Here is a 19738-nt window from a genome sequence, read left to right as displayed (position 1 = left end):
ATGCCTAAGAATGAAAAGCTTAAAAAAATATTAGTAATCGGTTCTGGACCGATTGTTATCGGGCAAGCCGCAGAATTTGACTATGCCGGAACGCAGGCCTGTCAGGCCCTGAAAGAAGAAGGCGTCGAAGTTGTGCTGATCAACAGTAACCCAGCGACTATCATGACTGACACCAATATGGCTGATAAAGTTTATATCGAGCCGATTACCCTTGAATTCGTAACTGGCATCATCCGTCAGGAGCGCCCAGATGGCTTGTTGCCAACTTTGGGAGGACAGACAGGTCTTAATATGGCTGTAGAATTGGCTCGTGCAGGAGTACTAGAGCAAGAGAATGTTAAGCTTCTAGGTACCCAGCTTGAGTCCATCGAAAAAGCAGAGGATCGCGATTTGTTCCGTGATCTGATGCGCGAACTGGAACAGCCTGTACCAGAGAGCACTATTATTACCACAGTAGATGAAGCGATGAAATTCGCTGAGGAAATTGGTTTCCCTCTAATTGTACGCCCGGCCTATACGCTTGGCGGCACCGGCGGCGGGATCTGCGACAACGAAGAAGAGCTGCTTGAGACTGTCAAAGCAGGTATTCGTTATAGCCCGATCGGACAATGTTTGGTGGAGAAAAGTATTGCCGGCATGAAGGAAGTTGAATACGAGGTTATGCGTGATGCGAACGACAACTGTATCGTTGTCTGCAACATGGAGAACTTCGACCCGGTAGGTGTGCATACAGGTGACAGTATCGTTGTGGCACCTAGCCAAACGTTATCCGATCGTGAATATCAAATGCTGCGCAGCGCTTCACTCAAAATCATTCGTGCGCTGAATATCGAGGGTGGCTGCAACGTGCAGTTCGCACTGGATCCGCAAAGCTATCAATATTATGTAATCGAAGTAAATCCACGTGTCAGCCGCTCTTCGGCTTTGGCTTCGAAAGCAACCGGTTATCCGATTGCCAAAATGGCTGCCAAAATCGCGCTTGGTTACACACTTGATGAAATCGTCAATCCAGTTACTGGACAGACCTATGCTTGCTTCGAGCCTACACTTGACTATATCGTAAGCAAAATCCCACGCTGGCCGTTCGACAAGTTCATTCATGCGAACCGTAAGCTGGGCACACAAATGAAAGCAACTGGAGAAGTTATGGCCATCGGTCGTACCTTCGAAGAGTCCATTCATAAAGCAATTCGTTCCCTGGAAATCGGTGTACACCGTTTCCGCCTGCCGGGCGCTGAAGATTTGGAAGAAAGCGTCCTGCGTGAACGTCTGGCAAAACCTGATGATGAGCGGTTGTTCTTGATCGCGGAAGCCTTCCGCCGCGGATTTGGCTTGCAAGAGATCCAAGATATCACTAACGTGGACTGGTGGTTCCTGTCCAAGATCGAGGGACTGATCAACTTTGAAGAGGTTATTCGTGGGGATGAAAGCTTATCAGCAGAAACCCTGTATCAAGCTAAACGCAGAGGTTTTACAGACCGTGCGATTGCTGAGATTCGTGCAGAAGGACAAGCGAACGTTAAATTCATCAAAGAAGCTGATGTACGCGCGCTTCGTTTAGAGCGAGGATTAACGCCTGTATTCAAAATGGTAGATACCTGTGCGGCTGAGTTCGAAGCTTCTACACCTTACTACTACTCTACTTATGAGACTGAAAATGAAGTCATTCATTCCGATAAACAAAAGGTTATCGTACTTGGATCGGGTCCAATCCGGATCGGTCAAGGGATTGAGTTCGATTACTCCACTGTGCATGCAGTGTGGGCGATTCAGAAGGCAGGTTATGAAGCGGTTATTATCAATAATAACCCTGAGACTGTATCTACCGACTTTAATACTTCGGACCGGTTGTATTTTGAACCCTTGTTCTTTGAAGATGTAATGAACGTAATTGCGCAAGAGAATCCGATTGGGGTTATCGTACAATTCGGAGGCCAAACAGCCATTAACCTTGCTGCACCATTAAGTGCGGCTGGCGTTAAGATTCTCGGAACTAGCCTAGACAGTATTGACGAAGCTGAAGACCGGAAGAAATTCGAAGCTTTGCTGGCTCGTCTGGATATTGCCCAACCAAAAGGTAAGACGGTTATCAACGTAGATCAAGCAGTAGAAACTGCACAATCACTTGGATATCCGGTGCTGGTACGTCCTTCCTATGTACTTGGTGGACGCGCAATGGAAATTGTATATAATGATGCGGAATTGCTTAGCTACATGGTAGAAGCAGTTAAGGTGAATCCGGAGCATCCGGTATTGATTGACCGTTACATGCTTGGTAAAGAGGTTGAGGTAGACGCAATTTGTGACGGTGAGACGGTAGTTATTCCAGGGATTATGGAGCATGTTGAGCGTGCAGGCGTTCACTCCGGTGACTCCATCGCTGTATATCCTCCGCAATATCTGGATGAAGGTCTGAAAGCAAAAATTGCAGAGATCACAATCAAGATTGCTAAGGAACTGAAAACGATTGGTCTGGTCAACATCCAGTTCGTCATCTATCAGAATGAAGTGTACGTCATTGAAGTAAATCCGCGTTCATCGCGTACGGTTCCATTCTTGAGTAAAGTAACTGGAATTCCAATGGCGCATCTGGCAACCAAAATCATTCTCGGCGGTAAGCTGAAAGATGACGGTTATACAGAAGGTCTATGGCCGGAAAGTGATTATGTATCGGTTAAAGTGCCAGTGTTCTCTTTTGCCAAGCTGCGTAGAGTAGAACCAACGCTCGGACCTGAAATGAAATCGACGGGTGAGGTTATGGGCCGCGATAAATTGTATGCAAAAGCTTTGTATAAAGGTCTAATCGGAGCAGGAATGAAAATTCCAGCAACTGGCGCTATCATCGTTACAGTGGCAGATAAAGATAAAGCAGAGGCTGTGGAGCTTATGAAAGGCTTCCACTCGCTGGGTTACAAGATCATTGCTACCGGAGGCACCGCTCAAGCGCTTGAAGAAGCAGGTCTCAACGTAATGAACGTGAACAAGCTGGATGAAGGTGCACCGAACATTCTCGACTTGATTCGTGGTGGGCAAGCCAACTTCGTCTTTAATACACTGACTAAAGGGAAAACACCAGAGCGTGATGGATTCCGTATCCGTCGTGAAGCGGTTGAGAATGGCGTCGTATGTATGACATCACTCGATACAGTAACGGCACTGCTCAGAATGCTGCAGACGATCAACTTCTCGTCACAGTCCATGCCTGCTTTTGTCGGACAATTAAACTAATCTCATAAAGATGCATAGGGCGGTTTGCGTTTACGCAGACCGTTCCGCTATGCCTAGGGGCTAATAAATGAAGAGTGTGGATTTAAGTCTGCACTGGATGGGAGAACGGTTATGGGACAGGGAGATGCAAAGTGGAATGAAATGGCGAATCGCTTGATGATCGCCTTGGATTACCCTGATGTTGCTGGGGCAAGAACCTTGATTGACAAGCTGGAAGGGATTCCTTGTTATATGAAAGTGGGAATGCAGCTCTTCTATGCAGCAGGACCGGAATTCATTAATGAACTGAAATCTCGGGGGTATTCTGTATTTGCAGATGTCAAAATGCATGATATTCCTAACACGGTAAAAGGCGGGGCAGAAAGCCTTACGAACCTCGGTGTAGATATGTTTAACGTACATGCCGCAGGAGGCTCGGCAATGATGGCTGCAGCCCGTGAAGGCGCTGCTTCAGTAGTTAATGGGAATGCTACGCTTAAAATGCCTTTGATTATCGCAGTTACACAGCTAACCAGCACGAGCCAAGAAGTGATGAATAACGAAATTGGAATCGCAGGAGACGTAGCAGATACTGTAGTCAGATACGCTAAGCTGGCAGCCGCTGCAGGTCTGGATGGGGTAGTGGCTTCACCGCAAGAGTCCTCAGCGATCGCAGAGGCTTGTGGGCCCGCATTCTGCACAGTTACACCTGGTATCCGCCCAGCAGGTGCATCCCTAGGTGACCAGTCCCGGGTGATGACGCCGGGCAAAGCCATTCAGCAAGGCAGCCACTTCCTGGTGGTGGGCCGTCCTGTTACAACTGCAGCTGATCCACGTCAAGCAGCACTAAATATTATTGAGGAGATGACCCTAGCATGAGTACATTAAATAGAAGTGAACAAGTAGCAAGTTATCTGCTTACGATAGGAGCGGTGGCACTGCGACCGCAGGAGCCTTTTACCTGGACCTCTGGTATTAAGTCCCCGATCTATTGCGATAACCGTCTGACTATGGCTTACCCAGAGGTACGTAACTATATTGCTGATGCCTTCGCTGAGCTTATTAAAAGCCAGTATCCAGATGCAGAGGTGATCGCAGGTACAGCAACCGCAGGCATTCCTCACGCAGCTTGGGTAGCTGATAAACTCAATCTGCCAATGGCTTATATCCGCGATAAAGCTAAAGGTCACGGCAAGCAGAATCAGATCGAAGGCCTAATTAAGCCGGGGCAAAAGGTAGTCGTTATCGAAGACCTGATCTCTACTGGTGGAAGCTCCATCAAAGCAGCTCAAGCTGTGCAAGAAGCAGGCGCAGAAGCGTTGGCTGTATTGGCAATCTTCAGCTACGAGCTGGATCGTGCGGTCGATGCTTTTGCTGCCGCTGAAATGCCATTACAAAGCTTGTCCAACTACAGCACATTGATTGATGTGGCTCTTACACAAGGCGAGATCGCAGCTACGGATGTGGAACTGCTGAAATCTTGGAGAAAAGATCCGTCCGCATTTGGCGTTTAAAATAAATACCTGTGTATAGATTGGACGGGCCTCTCACATTTTGGTGGGAGGCTTTTCTTTTTAACTGCACCGAGTGCAATTAAAAGGAAAAGGTGCTCTGACACTCTGGAATACTATACTTTGCCCCGGTGATTCCATTGCGCTGTCGTCACAAACGCCGAATAGTTGCAGTTCGTGCACTTAAACTAACATTCCTTAGAGGATCTGGCGGATATAGTTGCACTTTGTGCAATTATATCCGCCAGAAATCCGCCGAAAGCACCTAATAACGTTTTTTAACTGTACATAGTGCAATAAAAGGAAGAAGCATAATACATTCGGCTTTAATAGTTGCACAAAGTGCAATTATCCTGCGTAGAAGGGGCGATTTGTGCCGGTCATAGGAAAGGCAGCAGGTTAGTTAGTAGGTTAGTTAGTAGGGAAGGCAAATGCTGTATTGGTAAAAGGAAAAGTAGAGTGGAGTGGAGTGGAGAGTAGGGTTTTGGTGTTTGCATTCACATTCACATTCTGACATTTGGCTGACCTGCGCACTGTCGCTCTGGTATATTGTGCTCTGTCACTCTGGTTTATTGCGCTCTGTCACTCTGGTATATTACGCTCTGTCGCTCTGGTATATTGCGCTCTGTCACACTAGCACTGACACCCGGTGATTTCATCGCACTGTCGTCTCAAACGCAGAATAGTTGCAGTTCGTGCACTTAAACTAACCTTCCTTAGAAGATCTGGCGATATAGTTGCACTTTGTGCAATTATATCCGCCAGAAATTCGCCGAAAGCTCCTAATAACGTTTTTTAACTGCACATAGTGCAATTAAAAGGAGAAGCGCAACACACACAGCTGTAATAGTTGCACAAAGTGCAATTATCTTACCGTAGAAAGGCATATCAGGATCCTCAGAAAACTCCCGGAATGTTTTTTATAGAAATAATATGAAGAAATCGTAGCATAACTTTAAACAGCCTGTAACTTCCCCTCCTGAATAAAGCTATATACTGTTACTAGAATTATGGGTAATTATTCATAAGGTGGATGGATTGAGTATTTTATGGGAGGGTTCAAGAATGAATCATATAAATAATAGAAGGCTATGGCGGCGCTGGTTAAGCTTTGGAGTATGTGCTGCACTGCTATTGCCTTTAATTTCTGAAAGCAGGCATACAGCCTGGGCAGAGGCTTCTAAGCCATCTACAGAACAGCGCGTGTTACGTATTGGCAGCCTCTGGTCTGGAGAAGACGATTCTTCTTTTCGTCAGCAGTTTACAGATATGTATGAATTGCAGCATCCTGAAATCAAACTTGAGATTATTCCAGCCATCAATATGAATGAGCTTCGTTTTGACAGCACCTATCCAGAGGTTAACCCAGATAATCTGGAGAATATCCGAACAATTATGGGCGGTGCACAGCCAGTTGATGTAATCGTCGGTGATAGTACATTGGTGAAGAGTTTGGTGAAGCATAATCTGGTGCAATCGCTGGAGCCGCTTATCGCACGAGATCAATATGATTTAAGCAATATGGCACCTACAATGTTAAATGGAGTACGTGAGCTGGGTGGAGGAAGTCTTTACGCGTTAGCGCCGACCTTTATGTCGAGTGCGTTATATTTTAACAAAGGTATTTTTGATGCTGCTGGTGTAGGTTATCCGACGGACGGAATGACTTGGGATGAAGTGTTCGCGCTGGCCGAAAAGGTGATCAAGAAATCGACAAATAAAGATAAGCGTATATATGGATTTTCGATGAACCGTTATATGAGCGATCCTTTCTGGGATATGCAGACCTATGTCTCACCGCTTGAGCTTGCTATGTATGACAACAAGGGACATAAGATGGAGGTAAACCAAACACAGTGGAGTCAAGCTTGGACGACCTACAGCCAATTGGTGAAAAAGCAAATTACACCTGGGTTAAACGGTATGGATTTTATAGAAACAGAACGGAGCACCTATAGTCCTGTCCAAGGGGATCTATTCCTTACCGGAAAAGCTGCAATGGTAATTGGAGAATACGATTATCTTAATGAGCTTGCAGGTGTGAGCCGCAATGCAGCAAAAATTAAAAATTACAGTCCCGTCGATTGGGGTTTCGTTACCGTACCTACTTTTAAGGAGAAACCAGGAGTGGCTGTAGGTACTTGGGTAGGTAATATGATGGCTATCAACACTATGGCTGCTAATAAGGAAGATGCTTGGGATTTGATCAAGTTCGTCAACAGTAATGAGGTAGCCAAAATTAAAGCTCATACCCGCGGGGAACTAACTTCCCGTAAGGATTACATTACCACGAAGGTACCTTCAGTAAATCTGGAATCCTTCTATACGCTCAAACCATTACCAGCCAATGATCCTTTGATGAACGTCCTACAAACACAGAAGCCTGGAATTAGCCGTATTAACGATGTTGGGCGCCAACTATTCACAGAAGTTTATCAGGGCAAAAGAACGGTGGAGAGTGCCCTCAAAGCTTGGGAGAAGCAAGGGAATACCATGCTGGGTACGCTCGAAAAAGATCCCACATATTATTTCGACTCTATAGGGGATTAAGTTTTGGAATATGTAGCGGCCACCGGATTTCCGGTGGCTTATTTTGTGGAACTTGGGCATGATAAGTTCAGAGCAGCGTGAGATTAATTTGCGAAAAGGAGAAGAGGGCATCATGAATTGGATATACTTCGCGAAACTGTTCAGAACGAGATTTCAAGCAGGTTGTTTAGCAAAAAGGTTGGAGCAAGATGGCTGGATTTATGGCTACCATGACCCAAGTTTTGTGGAAATTTATCGATCCCGCAAAGGAAGATATGGGGTTAGATTTTTGCCTTGAGAACTTTTACAAATTCATCCTTGACGTAGACCCATTTTGTACTGTATATTATTTATTGTCGCTGTTTGAATATTATTTCTGACGCGGGGTGGAGCAGCCCGGTAGCTCGTCGGGCTCATAACCCGAAGGTCGCAGGTTCAAATCCTGCCCCCGCAACCAATTTTATTACAACAGCAATTGTACATTCGGATATTTTTAGATCCGGGCCCTTAGCTCAGTTGGTTAGAGCGGTCGGCTCATAACCGATTGGTCGGGGGTTCGAGTCCCTCAGGGCCCACTTATCAAAAACCCTTACTTTGTAAGGGTTTTTTGCTGTCTATAAGCTTAGCAATATAAGAAAGTAGAATGGATAAAGAACAGAATTTTGAGTTTGCTAACGGATTTGCTAACGGGAATTATTTTTCTGCAGTTTCGAGCTGTTTTTCAGCGTATTTATTCAGTTCTGCTTCAATTTTATCAACGGCCTCTTCTTGCATGATTGGGAGTAGGTGTGAGTATTATTCGTTGAACATCGCTGGAGTCATACCCAGTCGTTCAGCAGCTACCTTTAGCTTTATATAGCTCCGACCAGAGTAGCAACATACTAAGTCAATTTCCTTGTATGAGTCCTCGTATTCTTTTTTTAGCCCCGATTTGCGTATAGCGTTCCCTAAGACCATCAATAATATTCTGAAAAACCTTGCAAAGTACCACTGGTTATCATTGTAGCCAATCTAGAATATTTCTAGTGTCGTTTGTAGAGTACGGCAGTTTACTTCTCTGCCACTGCCGCTCTTGTTAAGGCGCATGCAGGTAACTGTTCTTTGTTAGTAGGGCGATTTAATAAATTTTAGTAGAAGGTCTGACATTCATTTTAAATAAATGTTATAATTATTAAATCAGTGTGTAGAGATATTGGTCTTTTTTGTTGGGCCAAAAATATATGTCTCATGATACGTCTGCCATCTGAAATATTATTCACGGAGATGACAAACATGCATGGAGACAAAAGACTGCCCAGAAACGGAAAAGAAGGTATACTATTTTTACTCATTATTTCAATCATTTCAGTAAACACTATTGCCCCTATTATTGTGGGGTTGGAACGTGGCTTCAGTAAGGAAGTGTATATAGATACACTAAAGGTTATTCCGTTTATGTGGATGATCGTAGTTTTATCTGTAAGATTAGTTGCAGGACCGATTGTTGGGAAAGTGATGCCGAAATTCATGGGACAAACAGATGGATTTAATGCAAGGATTCTGTTGAATACTTTATTGAATGTCACGGTGTTATCTATTTTACTATCAATTATCGGCACATGGGTTGGGACGAAACAAATAAGCCTGGATCCACTTAAAAATTTCCTTCACATCTGGCCAAGAAACTTTGGTATAGCATTTTGGATTGAACTGTTGGTTGCGCAGCCGATAGCAAGATTTGCGATGAAAACATTACACGCAAGACAGGATCGAAAAACGGAAAGTGTAAATGCGTAACTAGCTAGAATTTTGTAGACGAATAAGAAAAAAAGGAGCGTCCATGGTGGGCGTTCCTTTTTTATGTCGTAGTAGTCGGATTATAATGCTCAACAGGAGATGCTCGCGAATGACTGAACGCACAATGTAGAAGCATGCTCTAAATACTGCGTACTTTTGATTTGCCTTTGGGGCGAATTGCTTCCTAAAGAATTAATCCAGCAATAACTCTAGCCCCCGGTCACCGCGGTTGAGTTTACAAGTACCCACTAAGGGGAAGTAACCGATGAAAACGAAAATACTCTTTTACTATCTGTGATAATTGCATTTACATGCACCGCAGTCACACTGGAGCCAACCACAAGAATAATGAATAGGGTGTGTCTCAGTGCCTAAAGGAGCATGACATCTCCAGCATTTAGTGTGACGTATTCCATATTTCATAATTTGTTTTTCTTTGATATGCGTTTGGAAGTATTCTTTTTGTGATTTTTTTCGTTTTTCTTCCTCTTCTTTCCTAAGTTGTTCATTTTGTTGAATTATGAATTTTCTTTCAGCTTCATTCTTTTTAATAGCGAGCGCTTCTTGAACGTACCCTTGAATTAAGGAAATATCATTTTTCAAGCAACATACTATCTCTGTTACATTCTGTCGTTCATCGGAAATCATTCCATATAGGTTAACGCCATTGTTAAAGTCATCTTGCGATAAATTAAGCATATCAAGATTTCCTGACACTAATGAACGACTTATCATAACGTTTCCAATGGATAAAAATCCTGAACTCAATTTCATGCTCAATATGCTATCTTTATGCAGATAATTATTACCTTTAATTTCAATGATGGCGAATTGTCTGTTTACTGTTGGAGTATAAGTTAATTTATTATCGATTTTTATAGTATTTGATTCCGAAAGTTTCTGATATTCTCTATCTTCTATTATTGTAAGAAGACCCTGTAATACTCCTTTGAAAAATCCCATATTATGTACTCTCCTTTTATTTAAATCAGGTTTATTTTACCATGTGAAATAGTTTAATAGTGAGGAAATTTGAATTGTATTTGACTGAGGATTAGTAACATAAGGACTCTGGAGTATGAAAGATTTGTTATGGACAGAAAAAAAGAAAGAGTTATCCAGTATCCGATAAAATAGCTGTTGGGGCACTCTTTCTTGCTGCAAACTTACTTATACTAAACACCAAACTTCGTTTGATTAGGGAGCATTTTTGGTATGAGGCTCCCATCGGACCCAGCTGACCCTTAAAGAGGTTTTTCTCCACATTTGCAATTCTAACGGACCCCATAGTCGCTATTGGCATAAAAAGTACCGCATTTGAGTCTCTTTCTAGGCATTAGCGTCCATGGAGTCCGAAACCATGCTCCAAAGGCTGAAAATCAGCAAATAGCGGCATCTAGGTCCGATAGCTCGAGGTGAAGGAGGTTAGTTCGTTAGCTCGTTAGTGCCATGCTCCTCGCAGATGTAGTTGCAGAAATTACAATGAGAAGTAGCCTATAAAGGAACAATCAGTAGTTTCACCTCTGCAACCAGCATATCTAGTATGCGAGCTCATAAACCATACAGTAAAGCACAAAACGGCACTGCTCCAAACCATGAAATGGTTTGGAAGCAGCGCCGTTTTTGTTAGCAGTCAGCTAAATTCCTCCAATGGAGAGCAAGGCGACCGAAACGATGTACCCAATTGCTTCCGACCGCTGGCCCAATCGCAATCTCAATCGCAATCGCGATCTCAACCGCAGTCCCAACCGCAGTTGCAGCCCCGATCGCAATCGCGATCCCAACCACAGCCCTAGTCGCAGTCCCGATCGCAATCCCAATCCCAATCCCAATCCCAATCACACTCCTAGTCGCATTTCGCAGTCCCGATCGCAATCCGATCGCAATCCGATCGCAATCCGATCGCAATCCCGATCGCAGTCCCGATCGCAATCCCGATCGCAATCCCAATCCCAACCGCAGGCCCTGGGTATCCACCAACATCCCTAAAGTTTCATGCTGTCCCACAGCTGCTGGAATGCCCCGGATTCGACCTCGAAGAATACCGGTGCCTGACCGTAGCGTACAAGTCCTTGACCGAGCAGCGTCAGCTCTACTCGGGCGTTGTCTTCCAGCTGCAGATAGATGATCTTGCGGTCTTCGCTGTCGTAGATGCCTTGCTCGATCAGCGGCTCTGCTGCCAGCGGTTTAGCCGCTTGGAGTGCTGTCAGGAAGCCATCAAGCGCCTCGCCATTGGCGATTGGCGCCTGCTGCTGGAGGCCGTTGTTCCAGCTGTTGAAGCTTTCCCACTGAGCTGAAGTAACTCGGCCTTCAAGATTCAGCTTGCCGAATAGGTCGGCGCCGCTGTTTATGGTGATGCCGTTCGTGTGCTCATACAGTTCAGCGAATACCTCGCCGTTGATTTCCGAATAGGACATAATCAGGAAGCTGGAATCATAGCCCTTCACGGAATAGAGATCCGTTTCGCCGATGTTCGAGGCTAACTCAATATATTCGTCGTTACCGCTCCATTCGTTGATGCCGCCTGTAGTGCGTCCTAACTTGTCACCGCGCAGAGCGGCAGCATCGGCAGCGTCGATGCGAGTCGCTGACTGTGTGTAAATATTATTTTTATACACGACCAAGGCGATCATATCTGCCTTCACACCAGATTCCTTATCTGGCAGTTTCAGCTTGGGAATGACAATGCTGCCCGATGTAGCTGTGCCCGAATTGCCAGCATTGCTTACACCCGGAGTTACCTGGGCAACCTGCCCCGGGGAGCTCTGACTGTTCAACTGCTGCCATATACTAGGCCCAGCCAGACCGATTCCTGCGGCGAGCACGACACTTGCCGCGATATAAACCGTCTTGCGCGGACGTTTCCGCTCCTGCCGCTGATCCATTTTGTCGAACAATTCTTTTTTCATTTCTTCACCTGGCTTCATCGAATCCACCGCTTTCTTATATGATGTTCGAAACTGATCTTCCTTCACTGTGGTTCCGCTCCTTCCAGCTCCAGTTTTAACAGTTGCCGTCCCCGCTGAAGTCTCATTTTCACGGCAGACTGACTAATCTGCAGAATCTTGCTGATCTCCTGGATGGGATAGTCCTCGTAATAATAAAGATGGATTACGGTTTTATACTTCATGGGCATCGCCATAACTAACTGCAGCAGAGCCCAATCCTCGGGGCTGTCTGCCGCAATTGGCTCAGCGCTCTCCAGCTTAACCTCGCGCTTGCGCCAGCCTCTGCCCAGTAGTGTTTTACAATGATTGGTGATTACCCGGATCAGCCATGCCTTCTGATGTTCGGCATCTTTGAACTTTGGCGCTTTTTCTATTAGCTTGATGAAGGTATCCTGAGTGGCTTCTTCGGCATCTTGCCGGCTGCCTAGATGGACCAAAGCGATCCGGAACAGCATATCTGCGTAGATTTCGTAACTCTTCATCACATGATTTCCCGGCCGGGTCATGGATCGCTGCATGATACTGTGCCCCCCTTTACCTATAACACCATTTAGGACGGCATTAGGTCACATTTTGTTCCTGAGAAAATTTCTTTGTGTTTGAGAGTAGAGGATGCCTATTCATAAATTATCGCCAGAGGGTTATGGACTCAGAAGTCGTTATTTGCATATAAATAGACTTTTGAGCAAGTTCGCGGACCCCAGTGACGCTATTCCTTAAAAAGTGGGCCTTGTAAGGTGTTTCTCATGCCAATAAAGGCGATGGGGTCCGTTACACTTCTAAATGGAGGGTTATGCTACGCATAAGCTCAACTGTGTCCGATAGCTGCTAAGCACCACGCCAATATTGTCTACGCAAACGATGGTTACTTATTTAGAACAGAGGAGATCAAAAAAAACGCATTTGCCCAAGCACCAAGTGCTGACTGCTGGACAAACGCGTCTTTTTAATAGAGTGACTCCTTCACTGGAGATCCTCTTCGATATGTTTATATGTATAGCTAGGATCATTACCTTTAACAGGAGCCCTGCTGTATTGATAGATCCTTCCATTTTCTTTTCGATAAAAGTATCTTGCGTAGGGTTCGTCTGCAAAAATCACCGTGGTACTTACGAGGGGAGCTTTGGCAATCTGGGTGTATACTTTATAAAAATCTTCCTTCTTATAATTTCTTGTCTCTATTAGATAATGAATGACTTCTCTGTTCATATGATTTCGGAAGGAGTGGAGGGCTAAGGATGTTATTCCACAGATTAACAGGATTAGAACGATGAAGATTAATTTTGTATTTTTCTTCATTAATTCCCTCCATATAGATAATTTGTATATAGTATAAGATAATATACAGAGACTATTATGTCATTCATAGATATCTTGTAAATGTACAAATAAGAAAGGAGGTAAGAATATGACGCAGGAAGAAGAGAAAATACTGGAGCTGGAGCAGCGAATTAAGGTGCTGGAAAACCAGGCAAGTCCGAGGCTGCCGGGGATGAAAATCTTATGGTTTTTAATTTGGGGTTGTGTAATACAAAAAGGCAGCAAATACCGATAGTAATCCAGGCGTAGGCGAACGAAGAATTGCCGGGACATACTATATTTGCTGCCTTTTAACTTATGAAGAATAATGATTCTCTTTTAGTCTTCTTTGGGTTCTTGCAATAAAATGGAGAAGGTCCCCGTTTCGTGATCCACCTCAATCGTCTCAATGCCCACAAAATCCGGGATTTCGGGGTGTACTGCATCTACATTATAATCCGGATGAGTCAGTAATAATTCAATTACTTTAATGGCTTCCATGTCGTTCCCCCTCACGAGAAATTCCACCATAAATGAATATGCAGAGAACTACTGCAACTAAGTTTATTATCTCCGTGATCCGTTGCGAATATGTGTCAGTCGTTCTTCGTTTCTTCCCATCACGGCCAATAATTGCCCTTGGAACACACGTCTTTGGATCTGATCAATCCGCTGTAAGGCCAGCTCGGCAGGTACTTGGAATTCTGCTGCAAGATAGGAGATGGCGTCTTCCCGTTGCTCAGGCAATGTCATGCGGGAGATCATGGAGTAAGGCGTCGCCGCATACAAGATAAAACGCTCTGATTCGTCCTCCTGTGCCCGCGTGAAATGCTCTGGCATCAAGGTCTGATTATCGCTGCCATGGCGAAGTAGATGACACAGTTCATGAAGAAACTCTAGCCGTTGAAGATTGGCTGGAAGGCGGTTGTCGATAAACAGGCTGTACATTCCTGCAGACGCTTCAATGCTCTTGCTTCTCACATCCAAATAATGAACCCAGATATTAAGCCGCTCTGCAATATACGATATTGAAATTTGCGAAGGCTGATGAAGATTTAATCGCTTGTATAGATCCTCCGTCCATTTCTCAAGCACAGTCATTTGATAATATGATTTCATGTTCTCCAACTTATTCACCTCGTTTAAAATCACTAATAAATCACTAATGGGATCGTATGTTCGCATAAATGCGCAAAAGAAAAGCCCGAAGGGCTATGTAGAGTAAAAAAAGTCTAAGGATACATAGGAACGTTAGTTCTCATGTACCCTTAGCATAAAGCAATTACACACTAATATCAAGTGTTTTTCCCAAATTCGGAGCAACGCTTTTGCCCAGCATTTCCACCATAGTTTGGCTCTGGGTTTCAGCCTGATTCTTGGCAATATTCATGACCTGTATCCCAACATTTTGAGCTAAGGATGCTTGGCTCATTGCCATTGATAATGCAGCTATATCCATATTGCACCTCCTTTGTGTATATCCTGTTTATCGACTGTCCGCCTTCAATTCATTAGGTGATTGGCATTTGTTTGCCAATTCGCCCAAACGGCTTATCTCCTTTTTACATATCTTGTGCTGTAGTCATTAATCATTAGGAGGAATTGAAAATGGGTATGGAACATGGTTGTGGTTGTAACGTAGGTCCGGTAGTAAGTCCAGCATCAGTAGGTCCGGTGTGTAGTCCTTGGACTTCTACAGGAGCAATCCTGGTACTTTTCATCTTGCTGGTTATCATCACTAAAGCTTGCTTATTCTAAGTTAGCTGATGTGAAGTGTAGCCCCGTCTGGCGAATGCCAGGTGGGGCTATTCTGTTGCCTGGGGATGGTCAGACAGATCGTTATTTAAACATAAATTCTACCCGGGTTCCGTCTGCATAATCCTCCAGCTGATTGCCAACCCAGCTTCCTGCCCCGCGGTTATCGCTTGGCGTTATGTATTCAATGTCGGCACCAACGCCGCCTTCCTCACACATAGCCATTGGCCATTCATCCCGGTCATATCCCTTTTTAGTAGGGATCCCTTTTAAGGACTCTTTGCGGTTCTCTTCAGCCTGCTCTCGGTTAATCGTACATGTGGCGGATTCACCTTTCGCAATGGCATCCTGAATATGCTTGGCGGTCTCAGGATAGCGGTCTGATGGGAAGGTTAGCTGAACAACACTCGAATTGGATGGAGACGAGGGGTCTGTAGGCTCTCCGTTTTGTTCAAACCAGTAACTAGCCAAAGCAAGTAATGCAACAATGATGAGACTGGAGATCCATTTTTTCACTTTCAATTCTGCTCCTCCTTTTTTGGCACTTAAAATAGTATATCTTATATCATAATTCAGTGCGATTTAATATAATTAGGTAAAATAAAGGAGGACGTAACTGGATATGGAGTACATAATTACCATTGAGGATCAGACGCTTATTACGGCTGCCGAAGATATAATTACCAGACGTTATGAATGGGGGCGTCATCATGTGGGTGCAGCGCTTCGTACTAAAACAGGAGAGATTTTTACAGCGGTACATGTGGAAGCCAGCATGGGGAGGATTACAGTCTGTGCAGAAGCGATGGTGATTGGCAAAGCGATATCCGAAGGTTATAAGGAATTTGATACGATTGTTGCGGTAAGGCATTCTGATCCAGACAGCGAGGAAAAAGAGATTAAAGTAGTCTCTCCCTGCGGCATGTGCCGAGAGTTAATTGCGGATTACGGAATAGACTGCAAGATAATTGTATCGGAGGATGACCGATTAGCTAAATATGAAATCACTGAGCTATTGCCTTTAAGGTACACGAGATAAGAAAAAAAGTAATGAGGAGCCGCTGAGCTCCTTTTTTTGTTGAGCCGTGAAATTATTCAGCAGTTCCTTATATCGTCCCAACTTATTTTACAACTTCATGTCCATTCGCTGAGTTCATGTCACTATTGTCCCCATACTATAACTTAAAAAGATTTAAAAGGATGGTGAGAATAGATGGAGCAGCGGATTATTCGTCAGATGGTTGATTCAGCATCAAGGTTCGTGGGCGATGTGCAGTGGCAGATGGCTTTTCGCAGATTACAAATGGCTCCGGCGGATTCGGGACTGTCGTCCTCGGCTCAGCTATTGCTGAATACCCTCTATTACTTGCAGGGAAAGGGTGTGATAAGCGGCCAACATGATTATTTGGAAAGTGCAGACGAGCTTATGGAGAAGCTTAAAAATACCAGTGGGCAATATGCTGCGCTTCATGGCTACGAGCTGGGCGCAATCAATAATCAGTCCCAGGCTCTAATTGACAATCAGCGGAATTGGGTCGTCAACAGTGCGATACGCTGGTCTAGAGCCGGCGGGATCGTAACGATGTGTTATCACGCTGCATTACCGGGGACAGCGCCAACTTGGGGGAATGTAAATACGAGCCTAAGCAATGCTGATTTTGATAAATATATAACCTCAGGTACCACCCAGTATAATGCGCTGTTAGCTGATCTGGATAAGATAGCCCTGTCGCTGAAAAAGCTTAATGACGCAGGGATTCCTGTACTTTGGCGGCCGTATCATGAAATGAATGGTGGATGGTTTTGGTGGGGGCAAAAGAGCAATTACGCTGCATTGTGGAACCTTATGTTCGATCGTTTTACCAATTATCATAAGCTGCATAATTTATTGTGGGTTTGGAGTCCAAATGCAAAAAATCAGTGGTGTGATGAGCCGGCAGAATACTATCCGGGCAGTGATAAGGTAGATGTGCTGGCGCTCGACATTTATGACGCGGATTTCAAGATTAGCCATTATGATAATTTATGGGATCTGGGTCGTGGCAAGCTGATTGCGATTGGTGAGAATGGAGAGCTTCCGTCTGCTGAACTGTTGTCCAAAACGCAGCCCAAATGGTCTTATCAGCTGACCTGGGGGAAACTCCTCTATGAGAAGAACACCGATGCTGTTATAAAAGCTTTTATGAACGACAAAATGGTATTCACACGAGAGGAGTATGCTGCTGAGGCCGCCGCTTTCGCTGCTATCGGGGATAGTGTGCTGGAGAGTGGACTCTGTGGGCAATACTACAATAACATGACGCTTAGCGGCACACCTGCACTTTTGCGTACGGATGCCAATATTAACTTTTCATGGAGACAAGGTTCGCCTGATCCTGCCATTCGTGTAGATGCGTTTTCTGTGCGGTGGAGTGGGAAGCTGACGGCTGCTTTTAGCGAGATTTATACCATTTATTCCTACTCTGATGATGGGATACGGGTATGGATTGATGGCGGGCTAGTCATTGATAGTTGGGTAAATCAGAGCGGCCAGGAACGAAAAGGAAGCATAAGTCTGATAGCAGGTAAGCCGTATGAAATAAAGGTGGAGTATTATGAGAATGCGGGCGACGCCCGGGTTGTTTTGCAGTGGGAGAGTCCTAGCCAGATCAAGGGGGTTATCCCAGCGGGGGCATTTTATCTTCCTTAAAAAAGAGTACTTCAAGTGTACAAGCGCAAGCAAAAAGCCCCGGTTTTCCGGGGCCTTTTTACGTATGAGCGTCTTAAATTTGTTCGCGGTAGCTAATGTTGTTGGCGATCTTCTCGTCACGAACGGCTTTGCGCAGAACATCTTTGACGGTTTGGGCATCATGGATTTTTCGAAAAAGAAGCTGAGGCGCTGAGGCATCATCAGAAAATACAGTTAATGACCCGATGCCAAGCATCCGGTCCATTATTGACTGTTTCACGGATAAATCGCGTACGCGCAGCAATTCGATTTCTTCAACATTTTTACCGATAAGTCCGGTCTTTAACATAATGCGCTGACTTGTAATGGTATATGAAGTTGTGTTAAGAGCTATAATTCCTTTAAGTCGATCTGAGATGCCGGCAGGTTTGCCTTTCCAGAGCACAACTTCTTGATTGACATGATTATCTTCTGCTGGTCGATGGGCGGTCACTGGAGCGGTACCGTTAAGGCTGGTTCCACATTCTCCACAAAATTTAGCGCCCTGCTTGTATTCCGCTCCGCAGGTGGTGCAATAAGGCATAAATACCCTCCTTTTCTGATCACAATTAAAATAATTATAACATAACAGTCATTTTACATATATTTCATTTGCGCTTTACACAAACCGACATTATCCTGTTAAGTGGAGGGATAAATAATGAAAAAAGCTTTACTAATAGTAATGCTGATGATGACTGTCATCCTTAGCGCCTGCAGCAATAATTCAACTTCATCGGCACCTGCCACGGAAGAAGAAGTGCAGGAGACTGTGCAAAACTTCTACAATGAAATGTCTAAACTTGAAGAGTCGGGAAAATCTTCTTTAGAGGAGTTCAACGAAGCCATTGCTGGTTATTCAGCAGGAGAACTCACGGACAAGCAGTTGGAGAAGAAAATTAAGCAATTCCAGAGTACCGCAACTGATTTATCGAATCAAGCCGAGAAAGTAAAAATTTCCTCCAGCTTGCCTGAAGACATTCGTAAGTTGCTTGAAGAGTCTAAAATTTCCTTTGAAAGTGCTTATTCTTTAAAAAAAGAGGCTTCTCAGGGCGCAGATTCCGCAAATGTTACGGCTGAGCAATTTAATGAATTGAATCAAAAGGCTGATATAGCGATGTTGTTCGGTATCTCCAAGCTTAATGAGGCAAGAGAAGCAACTGGACTTATAGATTCCGAAGGTGAAGCTACCTCAGTATCTGGAGATGTTGTTCAAGAATAAATCAAATCAGGCGCTGCACAGTTTATCTGTCAGCGTCTTTTTGCTGCGCTTACATGGATATACATTGATATGCATCTTTTGGATAAAAAGCGTTCCTTCAAAAAGGTATCTTTTTCCTGATTATTGATTAATATGCGAAGATGCGGATATAATACAAACATACGTTCGTATTCAGAAGAATAGATATATTATAAGGGAGGGGTTACCATGGGCAAAAAGCTGGAAAAAAACGGGCTGTGGGAAAGCAGCCGCATGATGCTGCCGGAGCATAAGACAAGAATTATAAGAGATGAACGGGAGACGCTGCGCCGCATCAAGCCTATTCTGGATGAGCAAAAGCTGGAGGAAATCGAATGTACACTGGCTTTGTCGTTGCGGAGTCATGTACGAGTGACAGTTGTTCTGTTTGAACCTTTTGAAAATACGATGTTAAGTGGCTTTGTGACTTCCATTCACACCCACTCGCGTGAGTTTAAGCTGCAGTGGGCGGAGGAATGGAAGTGGATCGCTGTGGATGATATTGTCGAGGTCTACATCGTTTAATGCTGAGAACCGTTGCCTTCGCTTTTCTCATAAGCGATTAAGGTAACGGTAGGGTTACCGGTCAGATGTGCAATGGAAGCTTCAGCATTCCGAATAATTTCCAGTGCTTCTTCCTGTTCACTAAGGGCTGCAACTTTATAGCTATCGCTATGAATATCCATATGTCTCCCACCTTTCGTTAAATATTTTGTCCTTTTTTGTGGAAATCATCCTAAGGGGGACAGGGGTACAGGCAAATAGG

22 protein-coding genes and 2 tRNA genes are annotated in these 19738 nt (G+C 44.5%); 13 read left to right on the top strand and 11 right to left on the bottom strand.

Going from position 1 to position 19738, the window contains the following annotated elements; translation table 11 throughout:
* The 7 genes from carB to NYE35_RS23675 all read left to right on the top strand — a co-directional run bounded on the left by carB (position 1) and on the right by NYE35_RS23675 (position 9023).
* Complete coding sequence (carB, locus tag NYE35_RS23705; RefSeq protein WP_036683372.1) at positions 1 to 3228, top strand: carbamoyl-phosphate synthase large subunit; 3228 nt, start codon at positions 1 to 3, stop codon at positions 3226 to 3228.
* Positions 3229 to 3339: 111 nt separating this feature from the next.
* Positions 3340 to 4086 carry an orotidine-5'-phosphate decarboxylase gene (pyrF, locus tag NYE35_RS23700; protein ID WP_036683371.1) on the top strand — a complete coding sequence of 249 codons (747 nt, stop codon included), beginning with the start codon at positions 3340 to 3342 and terminating at the stop codon, positions 4084 to 4086.
* Positions 4083 to 4721: an orotate phosphoribosyltransferase gene (gene pyrE / locus NYE35_RS23695; RefSeq protein ID WP_036683370.1), complete on the top strand. Its 639-nt coding sequence runs from the start codon at positions 4083 to 4085 to the stop codon at positions 4719 to 4721. Before pyrF ends, pyrE begins: the two co-directional genes overlap by 4 nt.
* A gap of 1062 nt (positions 4722 to 5783) precedes the next feature.
* Entirely contained in the window at positions 5784 to 7268 is a 1485-nt protein-coding gene (locus tag NYE35_RS23690) for an ABC transporter substrate-binding protein (RefSeq protein WP_341122151.1), read from the top strand.
* Between the two features lie 359 nt (positions 7269 to 7627).
* Positions 7628 to 7704 (top strand) — tRNA-Met (locus NYE35_RS23685).
* 44 nt (positions 7705 to 7748) lie between these two features.
* Positions 7749 to 7822 (top strand) — tRNA-Ile (locus NYE35_RS23680).
* Positions 7823 to 8519: 697 nt separating this feature from the next.
* Entirely contained in the window at positions 8520 to 9023 is a 504-nt protein-coding gene (locus NYE35_RS23675; protein ID WP_076098561.1) for a hypothetical protein, read from the top strand.
* 288 nt (positions 9024 to 9311) lie between these two features.
* On the opposite strand, the gene NYE35_RS23670 is transcribed toward NYE35_RS23675, so the two are convergent.
* The 5 genes from NYE35_RS23670 to NYE35_RS23650 form a co-directional block, all read right to left on the bottom strand.
* Entirely contained in the window at positions 9312 to 9986 is a 675-nt protein-coding gene (locus NYE35_RS23670) for a hypothetical protein (protein ID WP_036683363.1), read from the bottom strand.
* Positions 9987 to 10649: 663 nt separating this feature from the next.
* Complete coding sequence (locus NYE35_RS23665) at positions 10650 to 11030, bottom strand: hypothetical protein (RefSeq protein WP_341122149.1); 381 nt, start codon at positions 11028 to 11030, stop codon at positions 10650 to 10652.
* Positions 11009 to 11998, bottom strand: coding sequence for a hypothetical protein (locus NYE35_RS23660; RefSeq protein ID WP_341122148.1), 990 nt, complete (start codon positions 11996 to 11998; stop codon positions 11009 to 11011). The genes NYE35_RS23665 and NYE35_RS23660 overlap by 22 nt, the downstream gene beginning before the upstream one ends.
* Positions 11995 to 12489: an RNA polymerase sigma factor gene (locus tag NYE35_RS23655; protein WP_076275663.1), complete on the bottom strand. Its 495-nt coding sequence runs from the start codon at positions 12487 to 12489 to the stop codon at positions 11995 to 11997. Before NYE35_RS23655 ends, NYE35_RS23660 begins: the two co-directional genes overlap by 4 nt.
* Positions 12490 to 12934: 445 nt before the next feature.
* Entirely contained in the window at positions 12935 to 13270 is a 336-nt protein-coding gene (locus tag NYE35_RS23650; RefSeq protein WP_036683354.1) for a hypothetical protein, read from the bottom strand.
* 109 nt (positions 13271 to 13379) lie between these two features.
* Here NYE35_RS23650 and NYE35_RS23645 point away from each other — a divergent pair, with 109 nt between their 5' ends.
* Positions 13380 to 13526 (top strand): hypothetical protein, encoded by a 147-nt coding sequence (locus NYE35_RS23645; RefSeq protein WP_155288177.1) that lies wholly within the window; start codon positions 13380 to 13382, stop codon positions 13524 to 13526.
* A gap of 83 nt (positions 13527 to 13609) precedes the next feature.
* On the opposite strand, the gene NYE35_RS23640 is transcribed toward NYE35_RS23645, so the two are convergent.
* The 3 genes from NYE35_RS23640 to NYE35_RS23630 all read right to left on the bottom strand — a co-directional run bounded on the left by NYE35_RS23640 (position 13610) and on the right by NYE35_RS23630 (position 14729).
* Positions 13610 to 13771, bottom strand: coding sequence for a hypothetical protein (locus tag NYE35_RS23640; RefSeq protein WP_155288176.1), 162 nt, complete (start codon positions 13769 to 13771; stop codon positions 13610 to 13612).
* Between the two features lie 66 nt (positions 13772 to 13837).
* Entirely contained in the window at positions 13838 to 14389 is a 552-nt protein-coding gene (locus tag NYE35_RS23635) for an ImmA/IrrE family metallo-endopeptidase (protein ID WP_076142253.1), read from the bottom strand.
* 163 nt (positions 14390 to 14552) lie between these two features.
* On the bottom strand, positions 14553 to 14729 hold the full coding sequence (locus tag NYE35_RS23630) for a YjfB family protein (protein ID WP_076098563.1): 177 nt from the start codon (positions 14727 to 14729) through the stop codon (positions 14553 to 14555).
* Positions 14730 to 14878: 149 nt separating this feature from the next.
* On the opposite strand from NYE35_RS23630, the gene NYE35_RS23625 reads away from it, so the two are divergent.
* On the top strand, positions 14879 to 15028 hold the full coding sequence (locus tag NYE35_RS23625) for a hypothetical protein (protein ID WP_155288175.1): 150 nt from the start codon (positions 14879 to 14881) through the stop codon (positions 15026 to 15028).
* An 81-nt stretch (positions 15029 to 15109) separates the two neighbouring features.
* On the opposite strand, the gene NYE35_RS23620 is transcribed toward NYE35_RS23625, so the two are convergent.
* Positions 15110 to 15541 (bottom strand): NucA/NucB deoxyribonuclease domain-containing protein, encoded by a 432-nt coding sequence (locus tag NYE35_RS23620; RefSeq protein ID WP_036683407.1) that lies wholly within the window; start codon positions 15539 to 15541, stop codon positions 15110 to 15112.
* A gap of 106 nt (positions 15542 to 15647) precedes the next feature.
* On the opposite strand from NYE35_RS23620, the gene NYE35_RS23615 reads away from it, so the two are divergent.
* Both NYE35_RS23615 and NYE35_RS23610 read left to right on the top strand, forming a co-directional pair.
* Complete coding sequence (locus NYE35_RS23615; protein ID WP_038572821.1) at positions 15648 to 16064, top strand: cytidine deaminase; 417 nt, start codon at positions 15648 to 15650, stop codon at positions 16062 to 16064.
* A gap of 174 nt (positions 16065 to 16238) precedes the next feature.
* The gene (locus NYE35_RS23610) at positions 16239 to 17714 is read left to right on the top strand and encodes a glycosyl hydrolase (RefSeq protein ID WP_036683349.1); all 1476 of its coding nucleotides are present in this window, start codon (positions 16239 to 16241) and stop codon (positions 17712 to 17714) included.
* A 73-nt stretch (positions 17715 to 17787) separates the two neighbouring features.
* On the opposite strand, the gene NYE35_RS23605 is transcribed toward NYE35_RS23610, so the two are convergent.
* Positions 17788 to 18276 carry a PH domain-containing protein gene (locus NYE35_RS23605; protein WP_036683346.1) on the bottom strand — a complete coding sequence of 163 codons (489 nt, stop codon included), beginning with the start codon at positions 18274 to 18276 and terminating at the stop codon, positions 17788 to 17790.
* A 117-nt stretch (positions 18277 to 18393) separates the two neighbouring features.
* Here NYE35_RS23605 and NYE35_RS23600 point away from each other — a divergent pair, with 117 nt between their 5' ends.
* Entirely contained in the window at positions 18394 to 18954 is a 561-nt protein-coding gene (locus NYE35_RS23600) for a hypothetical protein (protein ID WP_341122146.1), read from the top strand.
* A 207-nt stretch (positions 18955 to 19161) separates the two neighbouring features.
* Entirely contained in the window at positions 19162 to 19497 is a 336-nt protein-coding gene (locus NYE35_RS23595; RefSeq protein WP_341122145.1) for a YolD-like family protein, read from the top strand.
* On the opposite strand, the gene NYE35_RS23590 is transcribed toward NYE35_RS23595, so the two are convergent.
* Positions 19494 to 19658 (bottom strand): hypothetical protein, encoded by a 165-nt coding sequence (locus tag NYE35_RS23590; protein WP_169744799.1) that lies wholly within the window; start codon positions 19656 to 19658, stop codon positions 19494 to 19496. The genes NYE35_RS23595 and NYE35_RS23590 overlap by 4 nt on opposite strands.
* Positions 19659 to 19738 lie beyond the last annotated feature (80 nt).

The sequence above is a fragment of the Paenibacillus sp. FSL L8-0494 genome, from assembly GCF_038003695.1.
Taxonomy (GTDB): Bacteria; Bacillota; Bacilli; order Paenibacillales; family Paenibacillaceae; genus Paenibacillus_AQ; species Paenibacillus_AQ odorifer.
The sequence above is the reverse complement of the archived record's forward strand: the minus strand, read 5'-3'. Positions and strand labels throughout refer to the sequence as shown.

Excerpts from the sequence above, each read along its gene's own strand:
- NYE35_RS23600 (WP_341122146.1), top strand. The coding sequence starts at position 18,394 with ATGAAAAAAGCTTTACTAATAGTAATGCTGATGATGACTGTCATCCTT.
- pyrE (WP_036683370.1), top strand. The coding sequence starts at position 4,083 with ATGAGTACATTAAATAGAAGTGAACAAGTAGCAAGTTATCTGCTTACG.
- NYE35_RS23650 (WP_036683354.1), bottom strand. The coding sequence starts at position 13,270 with ATGAAGAAAAATACAAAATTAATCTTCATCGTTCTAATCCTGTTAATC.
- NYE35_RS23605 (WP_036683346.1), bottom strand. The coding sequence starts at position 18,276 with ATGCCTTATTGCACCACCTGCGGAGCGGAATACAAGCAGGGCGCTAAA.
- pyrF (WP_036683371.1), top strand. The coding sequence starts at position 3,340 with ATGGGACAGGGAGATGCAAAGTGGAATGAAATGGCGAATCGCTTGATG.
- NYE35_RS23625 (WP_155288175.1), top strand. The coding sequence starts at position 14,879 with ATGGGTATGGAACATGGTTGTGGTTGTAACGTAGGTCCGGTAGTAAGT.
- NYE35_RS23610 (WP_036683349.1), top strand. The coding sequence starts at position 16,239 with ATGGAGCAGCGGATTATTCGTCAGATGGTTGATTCAGCATCAAGGTTC.
- NYE35_RS23630 (WP_076098563.1), bottom strand. The coding sequence starts at position 14,729 with ATGGATATAGCTGCATTATCAATGGCAATGAGCCAAGCATCCTTAGCT.
- NYE35_RS23595 (WP_341122145.1), top strand. The coding sequence starts at position 19,162 with ATGGGCAAAAAGCTGGAAAAAAACGGGCTGTGGGAAAGCAGCCGCATG.
- carB (WP_036683372.1), top strand. The coding sequence starts at position 1 with ATGCCTAAGAATGAAAAGCTTAAAAAAATATTAGTAATCGGTTCTGGA.
- NYE35_RS23645 (WP_155288177.1), top strand. The coding sequence starts at position 13,380 with ATGACGCAGGAAGAAGAGAAAATACTGGAGCTGGAGCAGCGAATTAAG.
- NYE35_RS23590 (WP_169744799.1), bottom strand. The coding sequence starts at position 19,658 with ATGGATATTCATAGCGATAGCTATAAAGTTGCAGCCCTTAGTGAACAG.
- NYE35_RS23690 (WP_341122151.1), top strand. The coding sequence starts at position 5,784 with ATGAATCATATAAATAATAGAAGGCTATGGCGGCGCTGGTTAAGCTTT.
- NYE35_RS23635 (WP_076142253.1), bottom strand. The coding sequence starts at position 14,389 with ATGAAATCATATTATCAAATGACTGTGCTTGAGAAATGGACGGAGGAT.
- NYE35_RS23670 (WP_036683363.1), bottom strand. The coding sequence starts at position 9,986 with ATGGGATTTTTCAAAGGAGTATTACAGGGTCTTCTTACAATAATAGAA.
- NYE35_RS23655 (WP_076275663.1), bottom strand. The coding sequence starts at position 12,489 with ATGCAGCGATCCATGACCCGGCCGGGAAATCATGTGATGAAGAGTTAC.
- NYE35_RS23675 (WP_076098561.1), top strand. The coding sequence starts at position 8,520 with ATGCATGGAGACAAAAGACTGCCCAGAAACGGAAAAGAAGGTATACTA.
- NYE35_RS23615 (WP_038572821.1), top strand. The coding sequence starts at position 15,648 with ATGGAGTACATAATTACCATTGAGGATCAGACGCTTATTACGGCTGCC.
- NYE35_RS23640 (WP_155288176.1), bottom strand. The coding sequence starts at position 13,771 with ATGGAAGCCATTAAAGTAATTGAATTATTACTGACTCATCCGGATTAT.